This window comes from Botryobacter ruber (assembly GCF_003347595.2).
Taxonomy (GTDB): domain Bacteria; phylum Bacteroidota; class Bacteroidia; order Cytophagales; family Hymenobacteraceae; genus Pontibacter; species Pontibacter ruber_A.
In genome coordinates, this window is sequence record NZ_QCZK02000015.1 from 80,169 (window position 1) to 105,024 (window position 24,856).

The 24,856-nt window shown below is 51.3% G+C and carries 16 protein-coding genes; 6 read left to right on the plus strand and 10 right to left on the minus strand.

Going from position 1 to position 24,856, the window contains the following annotated elements; translation table 11 throughout:
* Position 1 precedes the first annotated feature (1 nt).
* Both DCW36_RS02865 and DCW36_RS02870 read right to left on the minus strand, forming a co-directional pair.
* Positions 2 to 292: an NAD(P) transhydrogenase subunit alpha gene (locus tag DCW36_RS02865; RefSeq protein WP_114779362.1), complete on the minus strand. Its 291-nt coding sequence runs from the start codon at positions 290 to 292 to the stop codon at positions 2 to 4.
* The gene (locus tag DCW36_RS02870; protein ID WP_114779364.1) at positions 289 to 1,425 is read right to left on the minus strand and encodes a Re/Si-specific NAD(P)(+) transhydrogenase subunit alpha; all 1,137 of its coding nucleotides are present in this window, start codon (positions 1,423 to 1,425) and stop codon (positions 289 to 291) included. The genes DCW36_RS02865 and DCW36_RS02870 overlap by 4 nt, the downstream gene beginning before the upstream one ends.
* A gap of 1,083 nt (positions 1,426 to 2,508) precedes the next feature.
* Here DCW36_RS02870 and DCW36_RS02875 point away from each other — a divergent pair.
* The 6 genes from DCW36_RS02875 to tamL all read left to right on the plus strand — a co-directional run bounded on the left by DCW36_RS02875 (position 2,509) and on the right by tamL (position 13,510).
* Positions 2,509 to 3,324, plus strand: a complete 816-nt coding sequence (locus DCW36_RS02875) for an SDR family oxidoreductase (protein WP_114779366.1) — start codon at positions 2,509 to 2,511, stop codon at positions 3,322 to 3,324.
* Between the two features lie 238 nt (positions 3,325 to 3,562).
* Complete coding sequence (locus tag DCW36_RS02880; RefSeq protein WP_114779368.1) at positions 3,563 to 4,585, plus strand: sugar kinase; 1,023 nt, start codon at positions 3,563 to 3,565, stop codon at positions 4,583 to 4,585.
* Between the two features lie 42 nt (positions 4,586 to 4,627).
* Entirely contained in the window at positions 4,628 to 5,293 is a 666-nt protein-coding gene (locus DCW36_RS02885) for a beta/alpha barrel domain-containing protein (RefSeq protein WP_114779621.1), read from the plus strand.
* A 219-nt stretch (positions 5,294 to 5,512) separates the two neighbouring features.
* Complete coding sequence (locus DCW36_RS02890; protein WP_114779370.1) at positions 5,513 to 5,932, plus strand: hypothetical protein; 420 nt, start codon at positions 5,513 to 5,515, stop codon at positions 5,930 to 5,932.
* Positions 5,933 to 6,116: 184 nt separating this feature from the next.
* Entirely contained in the window at positions 6,117 to 11,099 is a 4,983-nt protein-coding gene (locus tag DCW36_RS02895; protein ID WP_125185188.1) for a translocation/assembly module TamB domain-containing protein, read from the plus strand.
* An 80-nt stretch (positions 11,100 to 11,179) separates the two neighbouring features.
* Positions 11,180 to 13,510: a translocation and assembly module lipoprotein TamL gene (gene tamL, locus DCW36_RS02900; protein WP_114779374.1), complete on the plus strand. Its 2,331-nt coding sequence runs from the start codon at positions 11,180 to 11,182 to the stop codon at positions 13,508 to 13,510.
* Positions 13,511 to 13,912: 402 nt separating this feature from the next.
* Here tamL and DCW36_RS02905 read toward each other — a convergent pair whose 3' ends face one another.
* The 8 genes from DCW36_RS02905 to DCW36_RS02940 all read right to left on the minus strand — a co-directional run bounded on the left by DCW36_RS02905 (position 13,913) and on the right by DCW36_RS02940 (position 24,801).
* Positions 13,913 to 14,560 carry a chemotaxis protein CheC gene (locus DCW36_RS02905; protein WP_114779376.1) on the minus strand — a complete coding sequence of 216 codons (648 nt, stop codon included), beginning with the start codon at positions 14,558 to 14,560 and terminating at the stop codon, positions 13,913 to 13,915.
* Positions 14,561 to 14,599: 39 nt separating this feature from the next.
* Positions 14,600 to 16,234, minus strand: coding sequence for a chemotaxis protein CheA (locus DCW36_RS02910; protein WP_114779378.1), 1,635 nt, complete (start codon positions 16,232 to 16,234; stop codon positions 14,600 to 14,602).
* Entirely contained in the window at positions 16,231 to 17,346 is a 1,116-nt protein-coding gene (locus DCW36_RS02915; RefSeq protein WP_114779380.1) for a chemotaxis protein CheB, read from the minus strand. The genes DCW36_RS02910 and DCW36_RS02915 overlap by 4 nt, the downstream gene beginning before the upstream one ends.
* Before the next feature lie 182 nt (positions 17,347 to 17,528).
* Positions 17,529 to 17,903 carry a response regulator gene (locus tag DCW36_RS02920; RefSeq protein WP_114779382.1) on the minus strand — a complete coding sequence of 125 codons (375 nt, stop codon included), beginning with the start codon at positions 17,901 to 17,903 and terminating at the stop codon, positions 17,529 to 17,531.
* A 28-nt stretch (positions 17,904 to 17,931) separates the two neighbouring features.
* Complete coding sequence (locus tag DCW36_RS02925) at positions 17,932 to 18,501, minus strand: chemotaxis protein CheW (protein ID WP_114779384.1); 570 nt, start codon at positions 18,499 to 18,501, stop codon at positions 17,932 to 17,934.
* Between the two features lie 15 nt (positions 18,502 to 18,516).
* Entirely contained in the window at positions 18,517 to 23,127 is a 4,611-nt protein-coding gene (locus DCW36_RS02930) for a HAMP domain-containing protein (protein WP_240676027.1), read from the minus strand.
* A 170-nt stretch (positions 23,128 to 23,297) separates the two neighbouring features.
* Complete coding sequence (locus DCW36_RS02935; RefSeq protein ID WP_114779386.1) at positions 23,298 to 24,044, minus strand: ParA family protein; 747 nt, start codon at positions 24,042 to 24,044, stop codon at positions 23,298 to 23,300.
* A 271-nt stretch (positions 24,045 to 24,315) separates the two neighbouring features.
* Entirely contained in the window at positions 24,316 to 24,801 is a 486-nt protein-coding gene (locus DCW36_RS02940; protein WP_114779388.1) for a SixA phosphatase family protein, read from the minus strand.
* Positions 24,802 to 24,856: the final 55 nt, after the last annotated feature.

The window sequence follows — 24,856 nt, forward strand, 5'->3', positions numbered from 1 at the left end:
CTTATTTTTTCTTCTTTTTAAACATCTGCAGCATCCTGTCCGTCACTACATAACCTCCTACCACGTTCAGGGTGGCCAGCAACAGGGCCGCAATTCCAAGTCCTTTACTCACCGACCAGGTATCCGGTCCGGCAGCCACGATCGCACCCACAATGGTAATACCGGAAATGGCATTGGAACCGGACATCAGGGGCGTGTGCAGGGTTGGCGGCACCTTGGAAATAAGTTCGAATCCTACAAAACTGGCGAGCACCAGCACATAGAGAAGTACTATTAAAGTTTCTGCGTTCATACTTTCTGAGTTTGTAATATATCTTTTGTAAACTGATGTACCAGCGCTCCCTGGTGCGTGATAAGAGAACCTTTGGTAATCTCTTCTTCCATTTCCCACTTAAAGCCATCCTTGTTGGCCAGGTGCAGCAGCAGCGTGCTGATGTTCTTTGCGTAAAGCTCGCTGGCATTCACAGGTACCAGGGCAGGCAGGTTAACCTTACCTACAATGGTAACGCCATGCTCCACCACCGTTTTGTTGAACTGGCTGAGGGCGCAGTTACCACCAGATTCCACCGCCATATCCACGATCACAGAACCGGGCTTCATGCTCTTCACCATTTCTTCGGTTACCAGCATCGGCGCTTTTTTACCGATTACAAGGGCCGTGGTGATTACCAGGTCCGCCTCCGCAATGTGTTTGGAGATAAGCTCTTTCTGCTTTTGCAGGTATTCGGCAGATACTTCCTTGGCATAACCACCCTCGGTTTTCACACCTTCGGCCTGCACTTCAAGGAAGCGGCCGCCAAGCGATTCTACCTGTTCTTTTGTTTCAGGGCGCACGTCGGTTACCTCTACCACAGCACCCAAGCGTTTGGCCGTTGCCACAGCCTGTAAACCAGCCACACCGGCACCGAAAATCAGCACACGGGCAGGCGTAATGGTACCGGCAGCCGTCATCATCAGCGGAAATATTTTACCCAGTGCATTAGCACCCATAATCACCGCTTTGTAGCCGCCCAGGTTCGCCTGCGAGCTCAGGGCATCCATTTTCTGTGCCCTGGAAATACGCGGAACGGCATCCATGGCAAAGGCAGAAATCTTCTTTTTCACGCAGATGTCCACTACCTCCGGTATGGTATAGGCATAGAGGAAGGAAATAACCGCACTGCCATCCGGCAACAGCAATACCTCTTCCACGGTAGGAGCGTTTACCTTTAATAGTACAGCGGCATTCTCCAGCAGCGCAGCCTTGTCGGCAAAAATAACGCCGCCAACTTCTTCGTACGCTTTGTCGTAAAAGCCGGAAGCAACGCCTGCTCCACTTTCTATACCACATTTAAACCCGGCTTTTGTCAGCGACTTCACTACGTCGGGTGTTAGGGCTACCCGACTTTCGGGCACTCTGGTTTCTTTAAGTACTGCTATATTCAAGGCTCAAAGTGTTAATAACTACCTAATAATATTACGTTGCATCTATATGTTTACCCGGCAAAAAAATCAGCAGCGCGGCCAAACATTCTCCGGTCAGTTTACCGGCATTTTGCAGGAGAAGAAGTTGTTTTCATATAGTATTTAAAACCTGCCGGAACAGCTGCCAGAATTGTAAATTCTATGGATATTCCGGGAGTTGCCATATGTTATTCAATAGACTGGCAGCGAGTATTTTAGTTTAAATTTATCCAAACTCGGTTTCAACTACTCAAGTGGGCGATAAATATCCGCTTTTTTTTTCAACTTGCAAAGATCTGGAATAAAAAAATATAAAACTGTTAACGAAACAGGGATTAATTAATAAAACATTTGATTTTAAAATCCCCTTATTGCTTCAACACCATAAACTTCAACTTCTGTTCCCTCCACTGCCTCCGAAGCAAGCAGGAGTAAGGACTTTTACCTGAAAATACAAAGGCAAATCTTGTGTTCCCGCAACAGGATCGATTGCACACCTTTTAGTATGGCGGCATCGTAATTTAGCTGCCTGCTCTGATAGTAGTTCGTACCCTACCACATCTGCAGGTATTTTTTTCCTGAAATCAGCTTTTAAAATATTTTCTGCACCAGCCTCCACTCCCGCTGCACATCAGGCTGCATAAAAACATTCTCTGTTATTAAAGACAACAGCGGAAGACTACCCTTTGCAGGAGCTGATATTCAACAAATTACCCAGTAAAAGGCAGAACAAAAAATGATAAATATCAATTACAGTAATTTTCTTCCATCACTTCCTCCCTTTACGTTAGATGATCTACTTACCCGCCTCAGGAAAAAAGCACCAGATCGCCTTACCTCCCTCCTCCCCAGTTACTTAAACAGCCTCCTACCAACCCACACCTGAAACGCCCTCTTATTTAGCTTGCTGGAACTGAATCTTTTATGTTTAAATTCTGATCCGCTATATTTACGCAATTCTATTCCTTAATATAAAAGGCAGCGGCTAAGCAGGGCGCTGCCAGACACAAGTATACAGGCGCAAAACACCGAAGCTATTTTTAAATTCTGACAACACACCAACACATGGAAACCAGTTTTTCTTTAAAAGACAAAGTAATAGTAGTAACAGGCGGCACAGGCATACTGGGCGGAGCCTTCATCGAGGGCATCGTGGAAGCAGGTGGGGCCGTAGGCATCCTGGGCAGGAACGAAGCCGTGGCGACCGAAAGAGCCGAAGCCATAAATAAAAGTGGCGGCAAGGCGGTGGCCTTGGTAGCTGACGTACTGCACGAAGAGCAACTGGAGCAGGCTAAACAGAAAATGCTGGATACCTTTGGCCGGATCGATGGTCTGGTAAATGGTGCGGGTGGCAACATGCCGGCTGGCGTGCTGGAACCGGAAGATGATATCTTCAGCATGAACCTGGCAGGCATGAAAAAAGTAATGGACATCAACCTGTGGGGCACCGTTGTTCCTACGCAGATATTCGGGGAAGCTATCGCGAAAACCGGCAACGGAAGCATCGTGAACATTTCTTCCATGAACTCCAAGCGCGCCATTACCAAAGTGCTGGGCTACAACATGGGCAAAGCAGGCGTGGATTATTACACCCAGTGGTTCGCGGTGGAACTGGCCAACCGCTACGGCGACCAGATCCGGATGAATTCCATTGCCCCGGGCTTTTTCCTGACCGAGCAGAACCGCGACCTGCTTACTACCCCGGAAGGAGGCTATACCGATAGGGGCGGACTCGTGATCCGGCAGACACCTTTTAAGCGCTTCGGAAACCCCGACGAGCTGAAAGGAGCGCTGGTGTGGCTGCTCAGCGATGCCTCCAGGTTTGTGACCGGCGCCACCATTAACGTAGACGGCGGCTTTAGCGTGTTCGGCGGAGTGTAGCGGCAGTGGTGAGGGCAGCAGCAACGTATTTTGATTTGGAATCATGGCGAGCAATAAGCAAATTGCGCAAACGATTTCGCACACCAGGGGAGCAGCGGCTGTGGTGGCAGGTGCTGCAGTATAAAAACGGATAATTATTGTAAAAACAGCTTCAGGTTCTACGGTATTCTGCTTAACTTTCCTTTGAATTTAAGCGGACAAGTAAAGTCTGACGATACAAAATAAAAACATCATTAACATGAGTAATGGGAAAGTACTCCTTTTCGGAGAATTGCTGTGGCGCTTAGCTGCTGTCGACAACGATGCATCTGCCAACGATAACCTGCTTCAAACCTTTCCGGGGGGAGCAGAGGCCAACGTAGCCGCTTCGCTTGGACTATGGAAAGTGCCGTGTTCTTACTTTACCTGCGTTCCGGACAACGAGCTGGCCAACCGGGCGCTGGACGTTTTGCAAAACAACGGCGTAGACACCAGCCGGGTACTCAAGCGCGGCGACCGCATGGGCTTGTACTTCCTGATGTCGGCCAACGGACTAAGCACCGGCCAGGTCGTGTACGACCGCAAATACTCTTCCTTCAGCCAGTTAACGACAGGCCAGATTGACTGGGACAGCCTCCTGGAAGGCTATACCTGGTTCCACTGGAGCGCCCTCACCCCTGCCCTGAACCCGAACCTGGCAGCAGTATGTAAAGAAGCGCTGGAGGCAGCCCGCAAAAAAGGCCTGACCATTTCCATCGACCTGAACTACCGCAGCCGCCTCTGGGACTATGGCAAAACGCCGCTGGAAGTGATGCCGGAACTCGTACAGTACTGCGACGTGATCATGGGCAACATCTGGGCCGCCAACAAAATGCTGGGCACACCCATCGACGAATCGCTGGACCGAAACACCAGCGTGGAGAAGTACCTCGAGTATGCCGAGCTGTCGGCAAAGGCAGTGCAGGCAGCATTCCCGCAGTGCAGGCACGTGGCCTACACCTACCGCTTTATGGATAACCCGCGTCACAACCTGTTCTACGGCACTTACTACGATGGCACAAAGCAATACCACTCCTCGGTTTACGAAACAAACGAGGTGGTAGACCGCATTGGCAGCGGCGATGCCTTTATGGCCGGCTTGCTCTACAGCCTGTTCAATAACCTGCAAGGCCAGGACGTGATTGATTTTGCTACCGCAGCCGCTTTCCAGAAACTGTTTGTAGCCGGCGACTTCGGCAAACATTCCGCCGGGCAGGTGAAGCAAAGCATCGTTCCGGCTTAATCCTTTATTCAACTTAGTTAGATTTTGATCAACAATACTAATATGGCAACTGATAAAAATAACGTACTGGAAAAGATCCAGGAATCTCCTGTAATTCCGGTGTATTACAATGCTGATCCGGAAACCTGCAAGGCTGTGCTCGATGCCTGCTATGCCGGCGGCCTGCGTGTATTCGAATTCGTTTACCGTGGCGACAAGGCGCTTGAAAATTTCAAGATCCTCAAGAAAGTAGCTTCCGAAAAATATCCTGACCTGAAACTGGGCATCGGCACCATTAAAGACAGCGAAAGTGCAGAAGCTTTCATCGCTGCCGGTGCAGACTTTATTGTGAGCCCGATTATGGATGCCGACGTGGCTAAAACCGTTCACCAGCACGACCTGCTCTGGATTCCCGGCTGCATGACGCCAACCGAAATCAACCAGGCCGAAAAAGCGGGTGCTTCCCTGGTAAAACTTTTCCCGGGCGATACGCTGGGTTCCGGCTTCCTGAAAGCGATCAAAGCGCTGTTCCCGAACCTGCTGTTCATGCCGACGGGCGGTGTGGCTCCTACCGAAGAAAGCATTGGCGAATGGTTTGGCGCCGGTGTAAAAGCTGTAGGCTTAGGCTCCAAGTTATTTGAAGCAGATAAAAACGCAGGCGCAGGCTTCGACTGGCTGACCTCACGCGCTGCCAACATCCTGGCTATCGCTAAAAAACATCAGAAATAGTAAACAGAACCTTAACAGCGCGCACATTGCCTGTTACCAAAGCCGGTACGTTTAGCTTAAAGCTGAATGTGCCGGCTTTTTTTTGCAGTAACAGCCATACCGTGCCCGTTTTAATTCACTGCAGCTGCCACCATAGCCGCTGCTCCTGCAATTGTTAAAAAGATGTAAACAACTGCTGGTGTTCACGTATGATACAGGCACAACCGCTTGCTTCGTACCATGATCCTGTTTCAGAACACCATTATAAAACTCGATTATAATCCGGCCACTGATATCCTGGAGGTGGAATACCCCAACCTGCACGTATTCCTGCTTCCCGAAATCAAGCACAGCATCACCATCATGGCCGAATACATCCGGAATTACGATGTCAAAAGACTGATCCTGGACTCCAGCAAAACAACTGTCTCGGTGAGTGCAGAAGAAAGCAGGGATGTTGCCCTGTTTTTAGCTGAGGGGCTGATGAAGACGCGGCTGCAGAAAGTAGCACGGGTACAGTCGGTCAGTTCCTCTGTAGAAAGCACGGCCCGGGAAAACATAAAGCAGATCAACCAAAACTTACAACTGACTTTCCAGCTGCGGAACTTTACTCACAAAGCCGATGCCGTCAAATGGCTGCAGGGCATCAACACGGAATAACAGGTGCGGTCCTCAGGGTAGAGGCTGGTTGCCACCTGAATTGTAGCCCTGTTGTAGAGCAGGCCCTATCCTTCTCAAAAAAAATCCGTAAAGCCTAGCGGAACCAAAATTTACCACTATCGCTTCTGCTTCACATATCGGACGGATTTTCCTGAAAACTATACTCTGGATATTGGGGATAGTTGTGGGATTACTATTACTCATCGTTATTGCCCTGCAGGTGCCGGGGGTACAGAATTTTGTAGCCCAGAAAACGGCAAACTACCTGGAAGACTCCTGGGGCACCCGCGTAGACATCGGCAGCTTTACTACTGATTGGCGTAATGCCGTGGTACTCAACAACGTATACATCGAAGACCAGCAGCAGGACACCCTCTGGTACAGCGAACGGCTGGGACTGGACATGAAGGTACTGTCGCTGCTGAAAGGAGAGCTGAACATTGGCAGGATAGACCTGCAGAATGCCACGGCCAAACTGCACATCCGCCCCGACAGCTCCGCCAACTACGATTTTATCCTGGATGCCTTTGCCACCGACACCACTGCCGCACAACCCGCCGATACCACCGCCGCTGCTATGAAAATTAACCTCGATGTAATTAACATCGAAAATTTTTACCTCGACTACCGCGACGAAGCCGCCGGTAACCTGATACGGGGCCGCGTGGGGCAGCTTGTTACCACCATGGAGGAGCTGAACCTGGAGGAGGAAATTTACCGCATCGACGAGGTCAACCTGAAAAACACCGGTATCCGGTTCGTCCAGACAAAGCTTCCGCCCGAAACAGAGCCGCAGCCTATTACCATGCAGTTTGGCCTGAACCGCGTGGAGCTGGAAAACATTGATTTAAATTATGTAGGTGTTCCCTCCGACCAACGGATAGTACTCGATCTTGGCAAAGCCGAACTCACCGCCGACAACATCGATCTTCCGAACGCCCGCGTAGACCTTGGCCGCTTTGATCTGCACAATACGTCAGTGGTCTATGCCCAGGAAAAATACGTTTCACCGGACTCCCTGACCGTTAACCCCGCCGAAGTAGTGGAAGAGCTGGACAAATCGGTGGAAAAGACGCAGGGGCAGCCAATAAAATGGGTGATCGGCCTGGACAAAATTAATGTATCCGATGTACACTTCGCTTTCGACAACTACAACGTACCGGAACAAAAGCAGGGAATGGACTTCGACCATTTGCTCTTCAGGAACATTGAACTTGATGCCGATAACTTCCGGTACAGCATGAACCAGATGGGCATAGAACTGAACCAGCTGAAACTGACAGAACAAAGTGGTTTCGCGATTCAGAATTTCAACGCCGACATCGAAATAGACTCCACCCGCGCCAGCCTCACAAACCTGGACCTGCGAACCAACAACAGCAAGCTTGGTCCCGAACTGGAGTTACGTTACCCGTCGTATACCGCACTGGCCGAAAACCCGGAGCAAATTGCCTTTGCGGTTAATTTGCAGGAGAACCGCCTCGCGATGGAAGATGTGCTGTATTTTGTCCCTGACCTGGCTAACGATCCTTCTTTCCGCAAAATAGCCGGTTCTACCCTGTACATTGAAGGACGCGCAGCAGGAGAAGCAGACAACTTCCGGATAGAGCGGCTGGAGGTAATCGGACTGCAGAACACACGCATCAACGTAAGCGGCAACGTACGCAACGCCACCAACCCGGACAATCTTTACCTCGACCTGCGCATCCGGCAGCTGAACACCACCCGCACCGATATCCTGGCACTGACGCCACCGGGAGTGCTGCCCCCCAATATCCGCATCCCGAGCACCATTAGCATGACCGGCACCTACCAGGGCAGCCTGACCGCTTTTGATACCGACCTGGACATCCGCAGTTCCGTGGGTAACATTACGGCAAAAGTAGACATGGACCAGGGACCGAAAGGCGCTGAACCGTTTAAGGCAACCGTCAACGTACAAAAGCTGAACATGCGGGAGCTGTTTACGGATTCGCTTGGCCTTGGTACCGTTACCATGCAGGCCACCGCCACCGGAACCGGCCTCACCCCGGAAACCATGCGGGCAAAGGTACAGGCGCAGGTGCAGGAACTGGGCTACAACAACTACACCTACAACAACATCGATGTTAACGCCACCATCAACCAGAACCTGTATACCGTTAATGCAACTTCAGCAGACGAGAACATTGCCTTTACCCTGAACGGCGACTTTAACCTGCGCGACAGCCAGCAACCATCCTACACGTTTAACCTCGACCTGAAAGAAGCCAACCTGCAAACGCTAAACTTTTACCCCGAGCCGCTCAGCATACAGGGCAACCTGCAGGGCCGCTTTACCGGCGCCGATGCCAGCACCCTGAGCGGCACCCTGAATGCGCAGGAACTGGTAATCAGCCATAACCAGAAGAGGTACCCTGTAGATTCGCTGTGGATGAATTTGAAACAGACAGGAGAAGTGGCAGAGGTGCAGTTGCGCTCCACTATTGCCGACGCCACCATGCAGTTTGAAAACACACTGGCTACGCTACCGACAGCCTTACAAAAACATTTCTCCAACTATTTTGACCTGCAGCCAGACCCGCCCTACCCTGCCAATGTAAACCTGGGCGATTTCAGGATCAATGCAAATTTAAAAAACCCGGACCTGATCAGTTCTTTTGTACCGGGCCTCACGCAGCTTTCGGTAGCAGACACCATTGTGGCAGCCTACAACGGCGACACGCAGCAGTTAACGGCCGATGTAAAAGTCAGCTCCCTTACCTACACCGGCTACACCCTCAAAAACCTGGACCTGCAGGTACGCGGAAACCGGGAACAGCTCGGATACAATGTGAACCTGCGGCAGCTTTCGTCCCCTTCGCTAAAGCTTGACAACGTTACCCTGACCGGCGCCGCCCGCGACAACGACCTGACCGTGCGACTGGCCGTAGGCGACTCTACAGCAGCAGAACAGTTTGTGCTGGGCGGTTTGCTCAACAGCATGGGCAGAGGCTACCGCTTTACTTTTAACCCGGACCAGCTGGTAATCAACAGTGATAAATGGACGGTTCCGCAGAACAACTACCTGCAGTTCGACACCAACCTGCTTTATGCCAACAACATCCGGATTGAACGCGGCAACAGCTATATTTCCATGAACAGCACCGGCCCTGTGACGCCCAACGCGCCGCTGCAGGTGCAGTTCGGAAACTTCGATATCGCTTACCTGATGCAGACGTTCCAGCAGCAGGACAGCCTGATTGCCGGCGTAGTGAACGGCACCGCCACACTCAACAATATCATGTCGGGTGCTCCGACCTTTACGTCCGACCTCACCGTTTCTGACTTTGCGTATATGGGCGTGCCGGTGGGGAACATTGCACTGGAAGCAAGCAGCTCCGGCAACAACCGCTATAACCTCAACGCCACCCTCACCGGCAACGGCAATCAGATGCTGATTTCAGGCTTTTATGAAATGCAGCCGGATGCCGGCCTGCTCAACCTCGATGCGAACATCAGCACGTTGAACATCGCTTCTCTGCAGGGCTTTACGCAGGGCATCGTCGAAGACCTGGATGGCTCAGCCAGTGGTAAGCTTCGTATTACCGGTACCCTCGACAGCCCCCGGATTTTAGGAGACCTTAACTTCAACCAGGCACAGTTCAACATCAGCATGCTCAACTCCATTTACCGGCTGCAGAACGAGCGCATGGTGTTCAACGAGCAGGGCATCAGCTTAAACGATTTCACTTTGACCGATACGCTGGGCAATAACCTGGAAGTAAACGGAAATATCCTAACCCAGAATTATGTCGACTACCGCTTCGATTTAACAGCCAACACCGACAATTTCCTGGCTATGAACTCGACTTCAGCGGATAACGACCTGTTTTACGGCACCGTTAAAATTGCTGCCGATGCCACCATTACCGGTACCATGGCACAACCGGAGATCGATGTAACAGCGCGTGTGCTGGATGGCTCTACCTTTACGGCCGTAATACCCGCCGAAAACGTTGGCGCCGCAGAACGGGAAGGCATTGTGGAATTTGTAGACCTGAACCCTGCGCTGACAGCCATTGTAGGCGAACTACAAAAAGCCGATACCACCCAGACCGGATTTATAGGTGCCGACGTAGAAGCTGAAATAACGGTTACCGATGCTACGACCATCACCATTGTGATAGATCCTATTACCGGCGACCACCTGGAGGTCAGGGGTTCGGCCACGCCTTTGCTGGTTGGCATGACGCCGAGTGGCACCATCAACATGACCGGCCGCTACGAGATTAGCGACGGTGTATACCGGATGGACTTTTTCGACCTGGCGTCACGGGAACTGCAGATTGCCGAAGGCAGCTACATTTCGTGGGCGGGCGACCCTATGCAGGGCGATATGCAGATTACCGCTATCTACAACGTACAGGCTGCTCCCATGGAACTGATTGCTTCGCAGGCTGCCGCTTCTGCCGATGATCCTGCCCTGCGCAACCGCCTGCCATTCCAGCTGTATGTAAACGTGGAAGGAGATATTTTAACTCCGGAAATCACATTCGACATTCAGTTGCCGGAAGAAGAACGGGGAGCAGTGGGTGGCTTGGTGGATAGCAGCCTGGGCAACCTTCGGCAGGACGAAGCGGAAATGAACAAACAGGTTTTCTCGCTGCTGGTGCTGGGCCGCTTTATGGCGCCCGACCCGTTCACCAGCTCCGGCTCCAGCTTTGCAGCCACAGCCCGTAACAGCTTAAGCCAGGTAATGACAGACCAGCTCAACCAGCTTACCCAGCGCTACGCCGGCGGCCTTGGGATTGAATTCGGGATTAATTCCTACGAAGACTATTCTTCCGGAGCAGCAGAGGGACGTACGGATTTAAATGTGGCCCTGCGCCAGCAGTTCCTGGACAACCGCCTAAGCATTCGCGTCGGCAGCGACATCGGGCTGGAGGGGCAACAGGAAGCCAACCGGAATGCAAGCGGATTTACAGGCGATATTTCGGTGGAATATTCCTTAACAAAAGACGGCAGGCTGCGTGTGCGCGTGTTCCAGCGCGACCAGTACGAATTCCTGGAAGGTGACGTAAGGGCAACCGGTGCCGCCCTCGTATTTGCCAAAGAGTACAACAACTTCTCAGACCTTTTCAGAAGCCTCGAACGACGGAAAGAAAAAAATGTTGAACGTCGCATGGAAACGGCTTCTCAAAATTAACCCTTAACAGATAAGCTCAACATTCTATGTTTAGATATTTACGATGCAGCAGGTTACCTCTTACACGGTTAACTGCTTTTATGGCAGTAGCTATCCTCAGCTGGGGCTGCAGCAGTACGAAAACAGTTCCGGAAGGAGACGCCCTGTTTGCAGGATTCAGTGTAAAGATTAACAACGAGAAAGACAGCAGCCAGCGGCAAAGCCAGCTGAAAACAGAGCTGACGGCAAACGTGCGCCCGCAGCCAAACGCCTCCATCCTGGGCTTGCGCCCCAAGCTTTGGATTTACAACACCTTCCACAGCGACAGGGAAAAAGGCATCGGGCACTGGATTGCCACCAAGCTGGGAGAGCCGCCCGTACTGCTGTCGGAAGTGGATACCAGCAGCATCAACGAAATTATGAGCGGCCGGCTGCACAACAGGGGCTACTTTAACAACTCCGTTACCAGCAAGGTAACCATCAAAAAAAAGCAGGCTACCATCGACTGGACAGCTTTTGTCGGGGAACCTTACCGCATCCGCAAAATAGAATACACGCTCAACGACTCTTTGCCGGTCCATAAAGAGATATTGCAAAACAAGGCTGGCTCGCTGCTGCAGCCCGGCGAGCCGTACGACCTGCCCAAAATGACACAGGAGCGCATCCGGATAGACGAGGACCTGAAAAATAAAGGCTACTTCTTCTTCCGGCCCGACATGCTCATTTTCAGCGTGGACACGACCGTTGGCAACCGGCAGGCAGATGTACTGTTACGGCTCAAGCGCTCTGCCGCCCCGAAAGAACTTCAGGCCTATAACCTGGACGACATTTATATTCATGCCGATTACTTCCTGAACGACAGCATCAGCATCAACGACACCATCCAGTACAAAACCTACCATTACATCCCGAACGAAAACTATGTAAAAGCCCGCCACCTGCTGGACGGTATTTTCCTGTACCAGGACAGCCTGTACACCCGCCGGAACCACCTGCTCACCATGAAACGGCTTACCGGCTTAAGCGCCTACAAGTTTGCCAACATCGAATACGAGCAGGATACCCTGCAGCCTGACAAGCTGGATGCCTTCATCTACCTGACGCCTGCCCTGAAAAAAGGCCTGCAGGTTGAGGCTAAAATGGTAAGCAAAACAAACAACTTCGCCGGCCCCGGTATCACCACCTCCTTCCGAAACAGGAATGCCTTTAAAGGTTCTGAAATGCTTACGGTAGATTTTACAGGCAACCTCGAGAGCCAGGTGGGCGGCAGCAGGACGGGTGCAGTTTCAGATGCCTCTTCGGATAGAACAATCGACAACGCCAATATCAGTTCTTTTGAGCTCGGGGTACAAACGAAACTGGCCATTCCACGCATCTTGTCGCCGTTTAACTTAACCAACCTGCGCACCGAGTTCGTCCCGAAAACCCTGATCACGTTTGGCTTTAACTTCCTGAACCGGGTAGATTATTTCCAGATGAACTCCTTTAACGCTTCGTATGGCTACAATTGGCGCCCGCAGCAAACGGTCACGCACCAGATCACCCCGGTCAATTTACAGTATGTGAGCCTGGTTAACCCTTCCGAATTATTTGATTCGCTCCTGACTGCAAACCAGTACCTGCGCCGCACCTTCGAAAACCAGTTCATCATCGGCTCCATTTACGAGCACACCTTTACCACCCAGATGTTCGAAGAACGAACGCACCGGTTCTTTAACAACTTTTCGGTTGACGTATCGGGTAACTTTATCAATGCGCTGCAGAACTTAACCGGAGCAGATAAACCCACTCCCGATGAACCACGCACCATAGCCGGTCAGCCTTACTCGCAATATGTTCGCTTCGAAAACGACTTCCGCCACTACTTCAGCCTGACCGAAAATACGGAACTGGTCACGCGTTTCCTGGCTGGGGTGGGTTATTCGTACGGCAACTCCACCACGCTGCCCTACGTGAAGCAGTTTTCGATTGGCGGCCCCAACAGCATCCGGGCCTTCCGGGCCAGGAGCATTGGCCCCGGCAGCTACAACCCACCCGATTCGTTGTTCTTCTCATACTTCGACCAGACCGGCGACATGAAGCTGGAGGCGAACGTGGAATACCGCTTCCCGATATTCGGTTTCTTTAAAGGAGCTGTGTTTGTGGATGCAGGCAACATCTGGCTGCTGCGCGACACCTTTGACGAAGATGGAAACGTGGAAAAGCCAGGCGCCAGGTTCCGGGCCGGCAACTTCCTGAGCCAGATAGCTGTCGGCACAGGCTTCGGTCTACGCGTGGACGTCGACTTTTTTGTCATCCGCTTCGACTTTGGTATCCCGGTGCAGGTACCGTCGCTGCCAAGAGGCGAAAAAAACGTGCTCAACGATTTCAGGTTCGGACTAAAAGGCGATACCGGCATGACCCTGAATATCGCCATCGGCTATCCGTTTTAGGAGTTAGAGAGGTAGAGAGGTAGAGAGGTAGAGAGGTTGCGGGTATGGCTGTAGAGATGCGCCCGCGTCTCCTGCACGAACCACAAACAATCTTTAATCCGTGTCATCCTTGAATCTGTTTAATCCGTGATTCAGACAGATTGTTCAGACAACCCTAATCTTGAAATTTCTAAAATTCTGTAAATCCTGATTCAGACAAATAGTCGCGCAAGATTAAAATCAGGTAAATCAAAAAAATCACCGTAAATCAAAGGTTCAGACAAAACAGCAGCGGCTGTGGTGGCAGGTGCAGAAGCGTTTTTTAGTTAAAAAAGTGCTCTGCACCTGCCACCACAGCCGCTGCTCCTCTTATGCTATCGCAAAATGGAGGCTGACGCCCTATTTCAGCAGTAGTAAGATGAATTAATGTTCGTCATCGATGAGCGGATTTTTATTGACGGTGAACGTCCGGATGATATCAAGCACCTTTAGCAGGGTGTTCGTATCGAAGAAGAGCAGCAGCGGCAGTTCCACTTTCTTGTAGTTGTGCGTGAACTGGGTGATAACCGTGAATACCATGGGCTGAAACAGGGGGTGCTGCACCAGGATATCTTTTAAAGAATCTGCTATGTGGTTTTTGGGGGCTTTGGGGGGCGAACCGTAAATGTTTGCTTTCAGGATATTGGCCAGCTGCGTAACCAGCGCCCCGGTAATAATATTGCTGATTTCCAGCAGCAGCGACTCCTGCATCACCGAGAGCTCTCCCTTCTGCACATCAATCATGCTCAGGCACACTTCCGATAAGCGCACAATGTGCTCCTCCGAAAACAGCATAAGCGTAGCGCCGTTAAAATCGCCTTTAATATCCGATTGGATAATGACATGCGTATCTTCGTACCGGGCTACCAGGTTCAGTAGCTCCTTCACCTCGATTACCTGGATGTCGGGCACTTTCAGCATTACCTTGTCTTTGGCAATGGCTGCAAACGAATCTGCCGCGCGTGCCAGCCCTATATTCAGAATCTCTTTGATGATATCTCGTTCCAGCTCCGTTACGTGAGGTTCCATCATGGTAGTCAATTTAGTTGGTTGTTCGCCCATCGCTCCTGCCTATCTTTTGGTAATAAAATAACGGGTAATGGCAGGCACATCCAGTACCAGGCATACTTTGCCTGTTCCCAGCAACGTAACCCCACCATAAAGGTCGATCGTGTCAAGCGGCTTGCTAAGCGGTTTCACCACAATATCCTGCTGCCTGTATAACTTATCGACAATCAGCCCCAGCTTCCTGTTATTGTACGATACAATAATAATATTCTGTACTTGGCCGCTCAGCCTGCTTTTGTCTCCGAGCCGCATATTGTGTTCGGGTGCGTTCAGCAGCTCGTGCAGGTATACGACCGTAATGTTTTCGCCTTTCACATCTGCCAGCAATACATCCCCTACCTCATGCAGCTCCGAAATATCTATCGAAACCACCGATTCGGTGTGTATCAGCGGGATGGCGTAATAAATTTCATTTACCTCGAACAGCAACGCGCCTTTCACCGCAATAGAGGTAGGCAGCTGCATGGTAAACGTGGTACCTTTTCCCTTACTGGAATTTACACTAATACGGCCGCCCACAGAATCGATCGCATTTTTTACCACATCCAGCCCCACTCCACGGCCCGAAAACTCGGTTACTTCCTTGGCCATCGAAAAACCGGGTTCAAACAGGATCGAAAGTACTTCTTCGTCAGGCAAATGGGCTGCAGCATCGGCAGGAATAAAGTTCTTCTCGATGGCCGCTTTCTTTACCTGTTTCAGGTCAATTCCTTTCCCGTCGTCTTCCAGTTTTATTATTACGTTATCGCGGTCGTTCTTGGCTGACAATGTCAGATTGCCTTCGCGGGGCTTCCCTTTTTTCTTACGTTCCTCCGGCAGCTCCAGCCCGTGGGTAATGGCATTGCGCACCAGGTGCAGCAACGAATCGGTAATAATCTGTAAAATATTCCGGTCTATCTGGATATCCTGCCCGGTCAGCTCCAGGTACACCTCTTTGTGTTCGGCGGTGGCAATATCGCGTACGATGCGCGGAAACTTGTTAAACAACGACCCCACCGTTACCAGCCGGGCATCCATCACGCTGTACTGCAGATCTTCGGTAATGCGGTACAGGTGCGAGCTCACACTTTTGAGCTCATCATGATCGAGGTCGCGGCTTATCGAAAGAATCCGGTCCCGGTCTATCATCAGTTCCCCTACCAGGTTGAGCAGGTGGTCCAGCTTCTTTATCTGGATGTAGATCAGCTCGGAGAGCGACAGGTTCTTGGACGAGTTGTACCGCTGTACCTTTGCCAGCTCAATCGTGCTGTTCGACAGGTTATCTACAATTATATCCAGGTTCCGGATCAGCACATGGTCCGGCTCCCCATACTCGGGATTATCAATATTGCCAATGAGCTCCCCCAACAGGTCTATGCCATCGAAGAGCACCAGCACCACTTCGTCGCTGAAGCTGAGTTCCTTGTTCCGGATCAGGCTGAAGGCCGTCTCGAGCTTATGCGCCACATCCGAGATCTGGAGATAGCCGATGGCCTTGGCATTGGCTTTCAGGTTGTGCAGCAAACGGAATATTTCTGCCAGCACCTTATCGTCCTCCGGCCTTCGTTCCAGTTCGCTGATGTGCCTGTTAAGAGCATCGTAATACTCCAGCGCCTCGGCTATAAAGATTTCCTTATACTCCTGTTCTCTCGATTTCATGTAACATCGTCAGTTTCACTGACCTTATTCCCGTAAGCCGCATAGGTATTAATAAAATGCGGTATCTGCGACAGTGGCAGCACCTCGGAGGTGCAACCACTTTCTATGGCAGATTTTGCCATGCCGAAAATCGCACACGACGCTTCGTTCTGGGCGATAATAACACCGCCACGATCTTTTATATAACCGGCGCCAATCGTACCGTCCCGGCCCATACCGGTTAAAATCACCCCTATTACGTTTTGCACCGCGCTGGCAGCCACCGACTTCATCAGCAGATCAACCGACGGCTGATCGTATAAAGCTGCAGGTTCATCGGTAAAACCTATCCGGGGATTGGCAGCATTTCCCATTACTGCTTCCACCACCATATTTTTTCCGCCGGGCGCCACAATTATTTTCCCGGGCCTGAGGCTAAGCCCGATTCTGCCTTCCAGCACAGTAAGCGAGGTAAGCTCCTTTAACCTGTTGGCAAAAGACCGGGTAAACCGCGGCGGCAGATGCACTGCTACCAGTATGCACGCATTTATTGCTGGCGATAACTTCTTCACGATAGCCTCAACAGCCTGCGGACCTCCGGTAGAAGCCCCTATCACCACGATGGTTTCGGCGGTAACAGGTTTGCGCCTGACGGGTTCCGGCGAAGTTAATTCCACTTCCTGCCGGAGCAGTTGTAGCCTGTCTTTCGCCTCCCGGAATGCCAGTTGCCTTACGGCATTTATTTTTGCAACAACCTCGGCACTCAAACTTCTGTAGTTCAGGCGCTGCGTTACTGTTGGTTTCAGAACAACGGCATACACGCCCAGTTCCGTTGCCTCCTGCAGCAGTTCAAGGGTTAGCTGCGCTGGTGTAAGCAGCAGCAACACGGGCACAGGCGCCTCACTAAAAATGCGTTTCAAGGTAAAGAGCCTGATGTTTTTGGGTAAGTCAGCATCAACTATCACAACATCAGCCTCCTGTAGCTTCATCTGTTTCAGTAGCTCATCGCCATCACTTGCTATCCCTACCAGTGTCAGGTTCTTTTCGGCATCAATTACTTCTTCCAGTACCAACCTGGCATAGCTCGTTTTTTCAGCGACCAGTACTTTAATATTTTGCGACTGATCCTTCACTTTGTTTGCGCTACAAACTCTTCCCTACAATTAAAAATCAAACCTTCCGGCTGGTCCGGACAACTTGTTCTGGATGTACCTGTACACGCCGTGGTATGCAGCACATCCGGGTGCTTCGTCAGCGCCTGTTCAGAACAAAACAGAAAAGCTGGCTGCCTTCCGGCGTAAAACCAACAGCACCGCTAACTAACCGCTTCGCCGCCCAGTACCTTACTTACAACTTCCAGTACCTTTTCTTCAGAAAAGGGCTTCACGATATAGGATAAAGCGCCGCTTTCAAGGGCCTCATTTACAATCACATCCTGCCCTACAGCGCTTACCATCACTACTTTCATGTCTGGCTGATCTTTTTTTATTCCTTTCAGCACATCCAGTCCGGTATTATCAGGCAGAATCACATCCAGCGTTACCAGGTCCGGGTTTGTAGATTTGGCAAGTTCCAGGGCAGTCTGACCATTTGGCGCCTCACCTACTACTTCGTAACCGGCATCGGTGAGCATGTTTTTTAACATGGTGCGCATGTAGAAAGAATCATCTACAATCAGAATTCTTTTCATATGTTATCGTATCGACTTATTTACAAATTTATTTCTGTTGCCCGGTCAGTTGTTTGATCTCATCTACTGTCAGAATCTTAAACATGTCCAGCACAATAATCAGGCGCTCCCCAATTTTGGCAATTCCTTCGATATAGTTCTCATGGATATTAATATCCTGCAGGAAAGAGGGCGCTTTATCAATTTTTGAAACCGGCAGGTTCAGCGACTGCGGCACTTCCTTTACCACTACCCCAATACTATAGTCTTTCGCTTCGATAACCAGTGTATAGGTATTCCCGAGTACATCGCCGTCATTAACTGCCGGGCGTAGGCGGAAGCGCTCTTCCAGATCCATAATCGCGATAATATCGCCGCGAATGTTGGCAACTCCCTTAATAAAGGATGGGGTACGCGGCATTTGGGTAATACTCGGTGTAACCGTTACCTCTTTTACCTGCTCAATTTTGATAGCATACTCTTCGGTGCCGAGCTTAAAAACCACCAGGTGAATGGTTTGCTCCGACGCACCGTTGGTTTTTGGAGCAGCTTCTTTTTGTGTCGCCACTGTTTCTTTAGGCTGTTCAGTAGCCGTTTCGTCAGGTTTCCCTTTGTTCATCTGCTGTGTGCCCTCTTATTTTGATTTGCTATCCGAAGACTTTGATTTGGTATCGGTATATTTCTGGTTGCCGCCAGGTATACCAGTGCCAGCGGCTGTACCCGTACCTGCTCCTGCTCTGCTGGTTTTTGCAGGGGTGCGCTGTTGTTGCCTGCGCACTGGCACGGATGCGAGCCGGGTGTTTTTGGTACTGTTAAACACCTGGTTTCCGTCGATCAGCTTAAAGGCAGAGATACTGATCTGCAGATCTGCAGCAATATCGTTCAGGTTCTGCGAAGAAGACGTAAGTTCCTGCATGGAAGTGGAAAGCTGCTTGGCCGTACCGGCCACCTGCTGCGTGGCAGAGGCTGTCTGCTCGGCAATGGCCACCACTTCCTCCACATACTTCACCACATCGCCGATACTGGACTTCTGCACCTCGGTAGCTGTTAAGATATCCTGCGTGGAGCGAAGGGTCTCGCCGCTGGTGGCGGCAATGTTCTTAAAGGCGCCGGAAGCTTCGAAGGTTGCATTCTTTCCTTTTAATACGCGGCCTTCCATCGTGGAAATCGCTGTAGCGGCAGAAGCGGTATCTTTTTTAACGTCATCTACAAGGGTGGCAATTTCGCTGGCAGACTTACGGGAGCCTTCGGCAAGTTTCCGGATTTCTTCGGCTACCACGGCAAAGCCTCGTCCTGCCTCCCCTGCCCTGGCTGCCTCAATGGCCGCATTCAGTGCCAGCAGGTTCGTCTGCGATGCGATGTCGGTAATCACGCCCAGCGATTTGGATATTTCCTGTGAGCGTGTGCTCAGTACTTCGATGGTTTTGGCCGTAAGGGCAGCCGAGCTGGAGATCTCTTCCATGTTTTTCACCACCTCAGCCACGGTTTTCAGCCCCAACTGCGAGGTTTCCTCACCCAGCAAGGCCGCTTTGTTCACTACTTCGGCCCGGTTCGCTGTCTCTTTCGTGCCTTTCATGATCTCCTCGATCAGTTTAAAAGCTTGGTCAGTTTTAAGAGCCTGGTTCTGGGCACCCTCCGCCATCTGCTGCATGGCCAGGGCCACATCCAGGGTGATCCGGTTCATTTCAAGCCCTTTATCAGCCATTTCTTCCGAAGAAGACCCTACTACCAGCGACGAATCGTTTATTTCGCCTAGCAGGGCATTCAGGTTATCCACGGCTAAGTTCAGCGCATTGGCCATGTCCATGATATCACCGGCGGTCTGCGCCTCTACCCGCTGCGTCAGGTCACCTTCGGAGATGGCCCGCACGACGCGCGACACATCCAGCATCGGCGCCACAATAGATTCGAGCAGATCGTTGAGGGTATCAACCAGTTCTTTCCAGCTGCCGCCAACACCTTGCAGGGTAGCGCGTTCGGTTAGTTTTCCTTCCACACCGGCCACTCTTGCCACACGGCTAACTTCACCCGCCAGGCGGTTCAGGTCGACCACCATGGAGTTGATGGTATCGGCCAGTTCGGCCACTTCGCCTCTAGCTTCGAGTGTCAGTTTCTGCGTCAGGTCACCTTTGGATACGGCTGTTACCACCCGCACGATCCCGCGTACCTGTGTGGTCAGGTTGGAGGCCATGGTGTTTACGTTATCGGTCAGCGCTTTCCAGACACCGGCTACGTTTGGCACGTTGGCCTGACCGCCCAGTTTTCCTTCTGTACCTACCTCCAAAGCCACACGTGTTACCTCACCTGCAAATATGTTGAGGGAGTCCACCATGCGGTTGATGTTTTCTTTCAGATCGGCCAGCTCGCCCTTCACATCCACCGACACCTTCTGGCTCAGGTCGCCGCGGGCAACCGCTGTGGCTACTTTGGCAATGTCGCGCACCTGACTGGTCAGGTTGCTGGCCATGGTGTTCACGTTGTCGGTCAATTCTTTCCAGGTACCGCGTACTTTCGGTACATTGGCCTGGCCGCCCAGTCTTCCTTCCGTACCCACTTCACGGGCCACACGGGTTACCTCGTCGGCAAAGATGTTGAGCGAGTCCACCATCTGGTTCAGGTTCTCCTTCAGGTCCAGGATTTCGCCACGAGCTTCTACCGTAATTTTCTGGCTCAGGTCGCCTTTCGCCACCGCGGTAGCTACTTTGGCGATATCGCGCACCTGCGAGGTCAGGTTGCTGGCCATGATGTTTACGTTGTCGGTTAGTTCTTTCCAGGTTCCGCCTACGTTCGGCACGTTGGCCTGGCCACCCAGTTTACCCTCGGTACCTACCTCACGTGCCACCCGGGTTACCTCGTCACCAAATATGTTCAGGGAGTCCACCATGAAGTTGATGTACTCCTTCAATTCTGCAATTTCGCCACGCACATCCACCGTCACTTTCTGCGTCAGGTCGCCTTTCGCTACAGCAGTTGCCACTTTCACGATACCGCGCACCTGCGTGGTCAGGTTCGAGGCCATGGTATTTACATTGTCGGTCAGCGCTTTCCAGACGCCGGCCACGTTCGGCACGTTGGCCTGGCCGCCCAGTTTTCCTTCTGTACCTACCTCCAGCGCCACACGTGTTACCTCACCTGCAAATATGTTGAGCGAGTCCACCATGCGGTTGATGTTTTCCTTCAGATCGGCCAGTTCGCCTTTCACATCTACCGACACCTTCTGGCTCAGGTCACCGCGTGCAACAGCAGTGGCTACATTCGCGATGTCGCGCACCTGACTGGTCAGGTTGCTGGCCATGGTATTTACATTGTCGGTGAGGTCTTTCCAAACCCCGCCTACATTTGGCACCGTTGCCTGGCCGCCCAGTTTACCCTCGGTACCTACTTCACGCGCCACACGGGTTACCTCGTCGGCAAAGATGTTGAGCGAGTCCACCATTTGGTTCAGGTTCTCCTTCAGGTCAGCCAGCTCGCCTTTTACATTCACGGTTATTTTCTGGCTCAAGTCGCCTTTTGCTACCGCAGTGGCTACATTCGCAATGTCACGCACCTGCGAGGTGAGGTTGCTGGCCATGTAGTTCACGTTGTCGGTGAGTTCCTTCCAGATACCGGCTACGTTTGGCACGTTGGCCTGGCCACCCAGAATACCTTCGGTACCTACCTCGCGTGCCACACGGGTTACTTCCGCACCAAACACGTTCAGCCTGTCCACCATCGCGTTCAGGATATCTTTCAGGTCACCGAGTTCTCCCTTCACATCCACCGACACCTTCTGCGTCAGGTCGCCTTTGGCCACCGCAGTTGCCACGTTGGCGATGTCGCGAACCTGGCTGGTCAGGTTGCCTGCCATCAGGTTTACATTATCGGTCAGTTCTTTCCAGGTTCCCTCTACTTTAGGCACTGATGCCTGGCCACCCAGTTTACCTTCGGTACCTACTTCGCGTGCCACCCTTGTTACCTCACCGGCAAAAACGTTGAGCGAGTCCACCATCTGGTTGATGATGTCTTTCAGTTCGGCCATTTCGCCTTTCACATTCACCGTGATCTTCTGCGTCAGGTCGCCTTTGGCCACGGCAGTTGATACGTTGGCGATGTCGCGCATCTGCGAGGTCAGGTTGCTGGCCATGGTGTTCACATTATCTGTCAGGTCTTTCCACACACCGCCTACGTTCGGCACTTTGGCCTGACCGCCCAATCTACCCTCGGTACCCACTTCACGGGCCACACGGGTTACCTCATCAGCGAAGATGTTGAGCGAGTCCACCATCTGGTTTACGTTGTCCTTGAGTTGGGCAAACTCCCCGCGCACATCCACCGACACTTTCTGGCTCAGGTTACCTTTCGCCACGGCAGTTGCCACGTTGGCAATGTCGCGCACCTGCAGCGTCAGGTTACTGGCCATGGTGTTCACATTATCTGTCAGGTCTTTCCAGACACCGGCCACGTTTGGCACCGACGCCTGGCCGCCAAGTTTTCCTTCTGTACCTACCTCCAAAGCCACACGTGTTACCTCACCTGCAAACAGGTTCAGGTTATCGATGGTGCGGTTAATGGTTTCGGCCATCACCTTAAAGTCGCCGGATACCGGAATCTGGAACGTTTCGTCGAGGTTGCCACGCGAGATGTTCTTCAGTACTTTTCCAACCTCAAGTACCGGAACAGCAATGGAATCAACCAGGCCGTTGATGTTATTGATCATGTCTTTCCAGAAGCCGGAAGCATTCTCGGCAGAGGCACGTGCTTTCAGGTTACCTTCTACTCCGGCTACTTTCGAGATACGCGACACCTCGCCACCTACACCACCGATCATTTCCACCATCGAGTTATAGGCTTCGGCAATTTCCGCGAAAATATCGTTGTTCTGTTTGGTGAGGCGCACCGAGATATCGCCCTTTTTAAAGGCATCGAGCGCGTACAACACTTTGTTCAGCTGCTCATTTATGTAGGCATTCTCAGGTAGTTCTATTATTTCGTCGGTTTCAGCCTTTCCGTTGCCATTGGCGCCGCCATTTATTTTCCCATTCCCTTTTTTACCGTTACCTCCTTTTTTGGGAGCACTTTCTGCCGTCACGGCTTTGTTATCGGGTGCCCGGAGAGGAGCGGCGGCCTCCGCAACAGGTGCATCGGCTTTTCTGGCTGGTGCGTCACCCACAGTAGTAGAGGCAGTTTTGGTTTCCTGCTTCGCAGTGGCAGCAGGTTTGGTTTCGGTTTTGGCTTCTGCATCACTAATGAGCTTGTCTTTGCTCATCTTCAAATTTTTACCTAGGGCCATAGTAAGTCTGGTTGGAAAATTTTTCTATCAAAATCGGGTAAAACAGCAGTACAAATGCCATGGGCGCTGCGGTTTCGAAAACCCAATTACTGGCAATCTAACTAATTTTAGTTTAAGTTGAAAATACAGGAAAAAGCCGGCCTGTCTTATGTTTGCATAAATTCCTCAGCCAAAGCGCGATAATCTTTTGCTCCGTACGACGAGGCATCATAATCCAGGATGCTCCGGCCAAAGGATGGCGCTTCGGCCAGTTTTACATTCAACCGGATGTGGGTGTCGAATATTTTCTCCTTCACGCTCCCGCGCAGGTATTCCAGTACCTCCTGGCTCAGCTTCCGCCGCACATCAAACATCACAACTACGATACCTTTAATTTTAAGTTTCGGATTGAGTGTTTTTTTTACCTTTCCCACCGTATTCATGATCTGGTCCAGCCCCTGGAGCGTGAGTACTTCCATCTGCAGCGGGATGAGCACCTGCTGGGCAGCCGTAAGCGCATTGAGCGTCAGTACCGACAGCGAAGGCGGGCAATCGATAAGCACGTAATCGAAGTCTTTGGCTTCGGCCAGAATATTTTTCAGAAAACTTTCCCTTTCCGGCTGCGACACCAGCGATATCTCGATGTCTACCAGCTCGTTTGAGCCAGGCGCTATCCACAAACCGTCCTTTTCTACCAGAACGTCGCTGATCGAATTGCTTCCCAGGAAAACATCTGCCAGCGAGGGTTCTGCATTGGTAATGGCTAACGAATACGAGAGGTTACTTTGCGGGTCCAGGTCGAGCAGGAGTACTTTTTTACCGAGTTTGCTTAAAGCGCTGCCCAGGTTAATAGTAGTTGTTGTTTTACCTGTACCGCCTTTCTGGTTGATTACGGCTACAACGGTTGGTTTCATATATGATATAATGTGCTAATTTATAATTCCTGGTGTTTCAACTGTTATAGGGTTGTAAACCAAGAGAATAATCTAACTGAATGGTGAATGGTAAATAGCTGGCTTAACTGGCTATGCAGTAATACTCAACCAGCCATTACTATATGAGAGCATGTTTAAGTTTCGTTTTTGCAAGCGGAAATTGTTCGGGAAGGACGGAATTTAAACATGCTCTAAAGGCTAAACTTAGCTACAAAAAAGAAACTATTCAACAAGATAGTTATTTTGCGATTCAACTGGTAGTCCTTTGCACAATTTCCCCTTCGGTAATGTAAATGTCTGTCCAGGAAGAGAGGTCTACAGCTACTGCTACTGCCTCGGCGGGTTCGAGGTACGGAATACGTTTCCCGCTCAGGTGCCGGACCAGCTGCGTTACCCCCGGGTTGTGCGCCACCAGCAACACCGCTTTCACCTTATCCGGCAGCTCGCTTAAGGCCTGCATCAGCTGTGGTTCGCGCCCATTATAAAGCTCCGGCTCATACTTTATCTCCTCGTGCGCGTAATACACTTTATCAGCCAAAATCTGGGTGGTGGCGCGGGTGCGATTTGCCGGACTTGCCAGGATCAGGTCTACTTTGGAAAAATGATCTCTGATCCAATGGCCTGTCTGGTGCGCCTGTAAAATACCGTCCTGGGTTAGCTCCCTTTCAAAATCGGGCTGGAAAGGATATGGATCTTCTGTTTCGGCATGCCGGCAGATGAGTATGTGTCTTTGCATAGAATTGGCAAATGGTGCGAATAGGTTGTAATATTAAAGCCCGAAACATGACGCC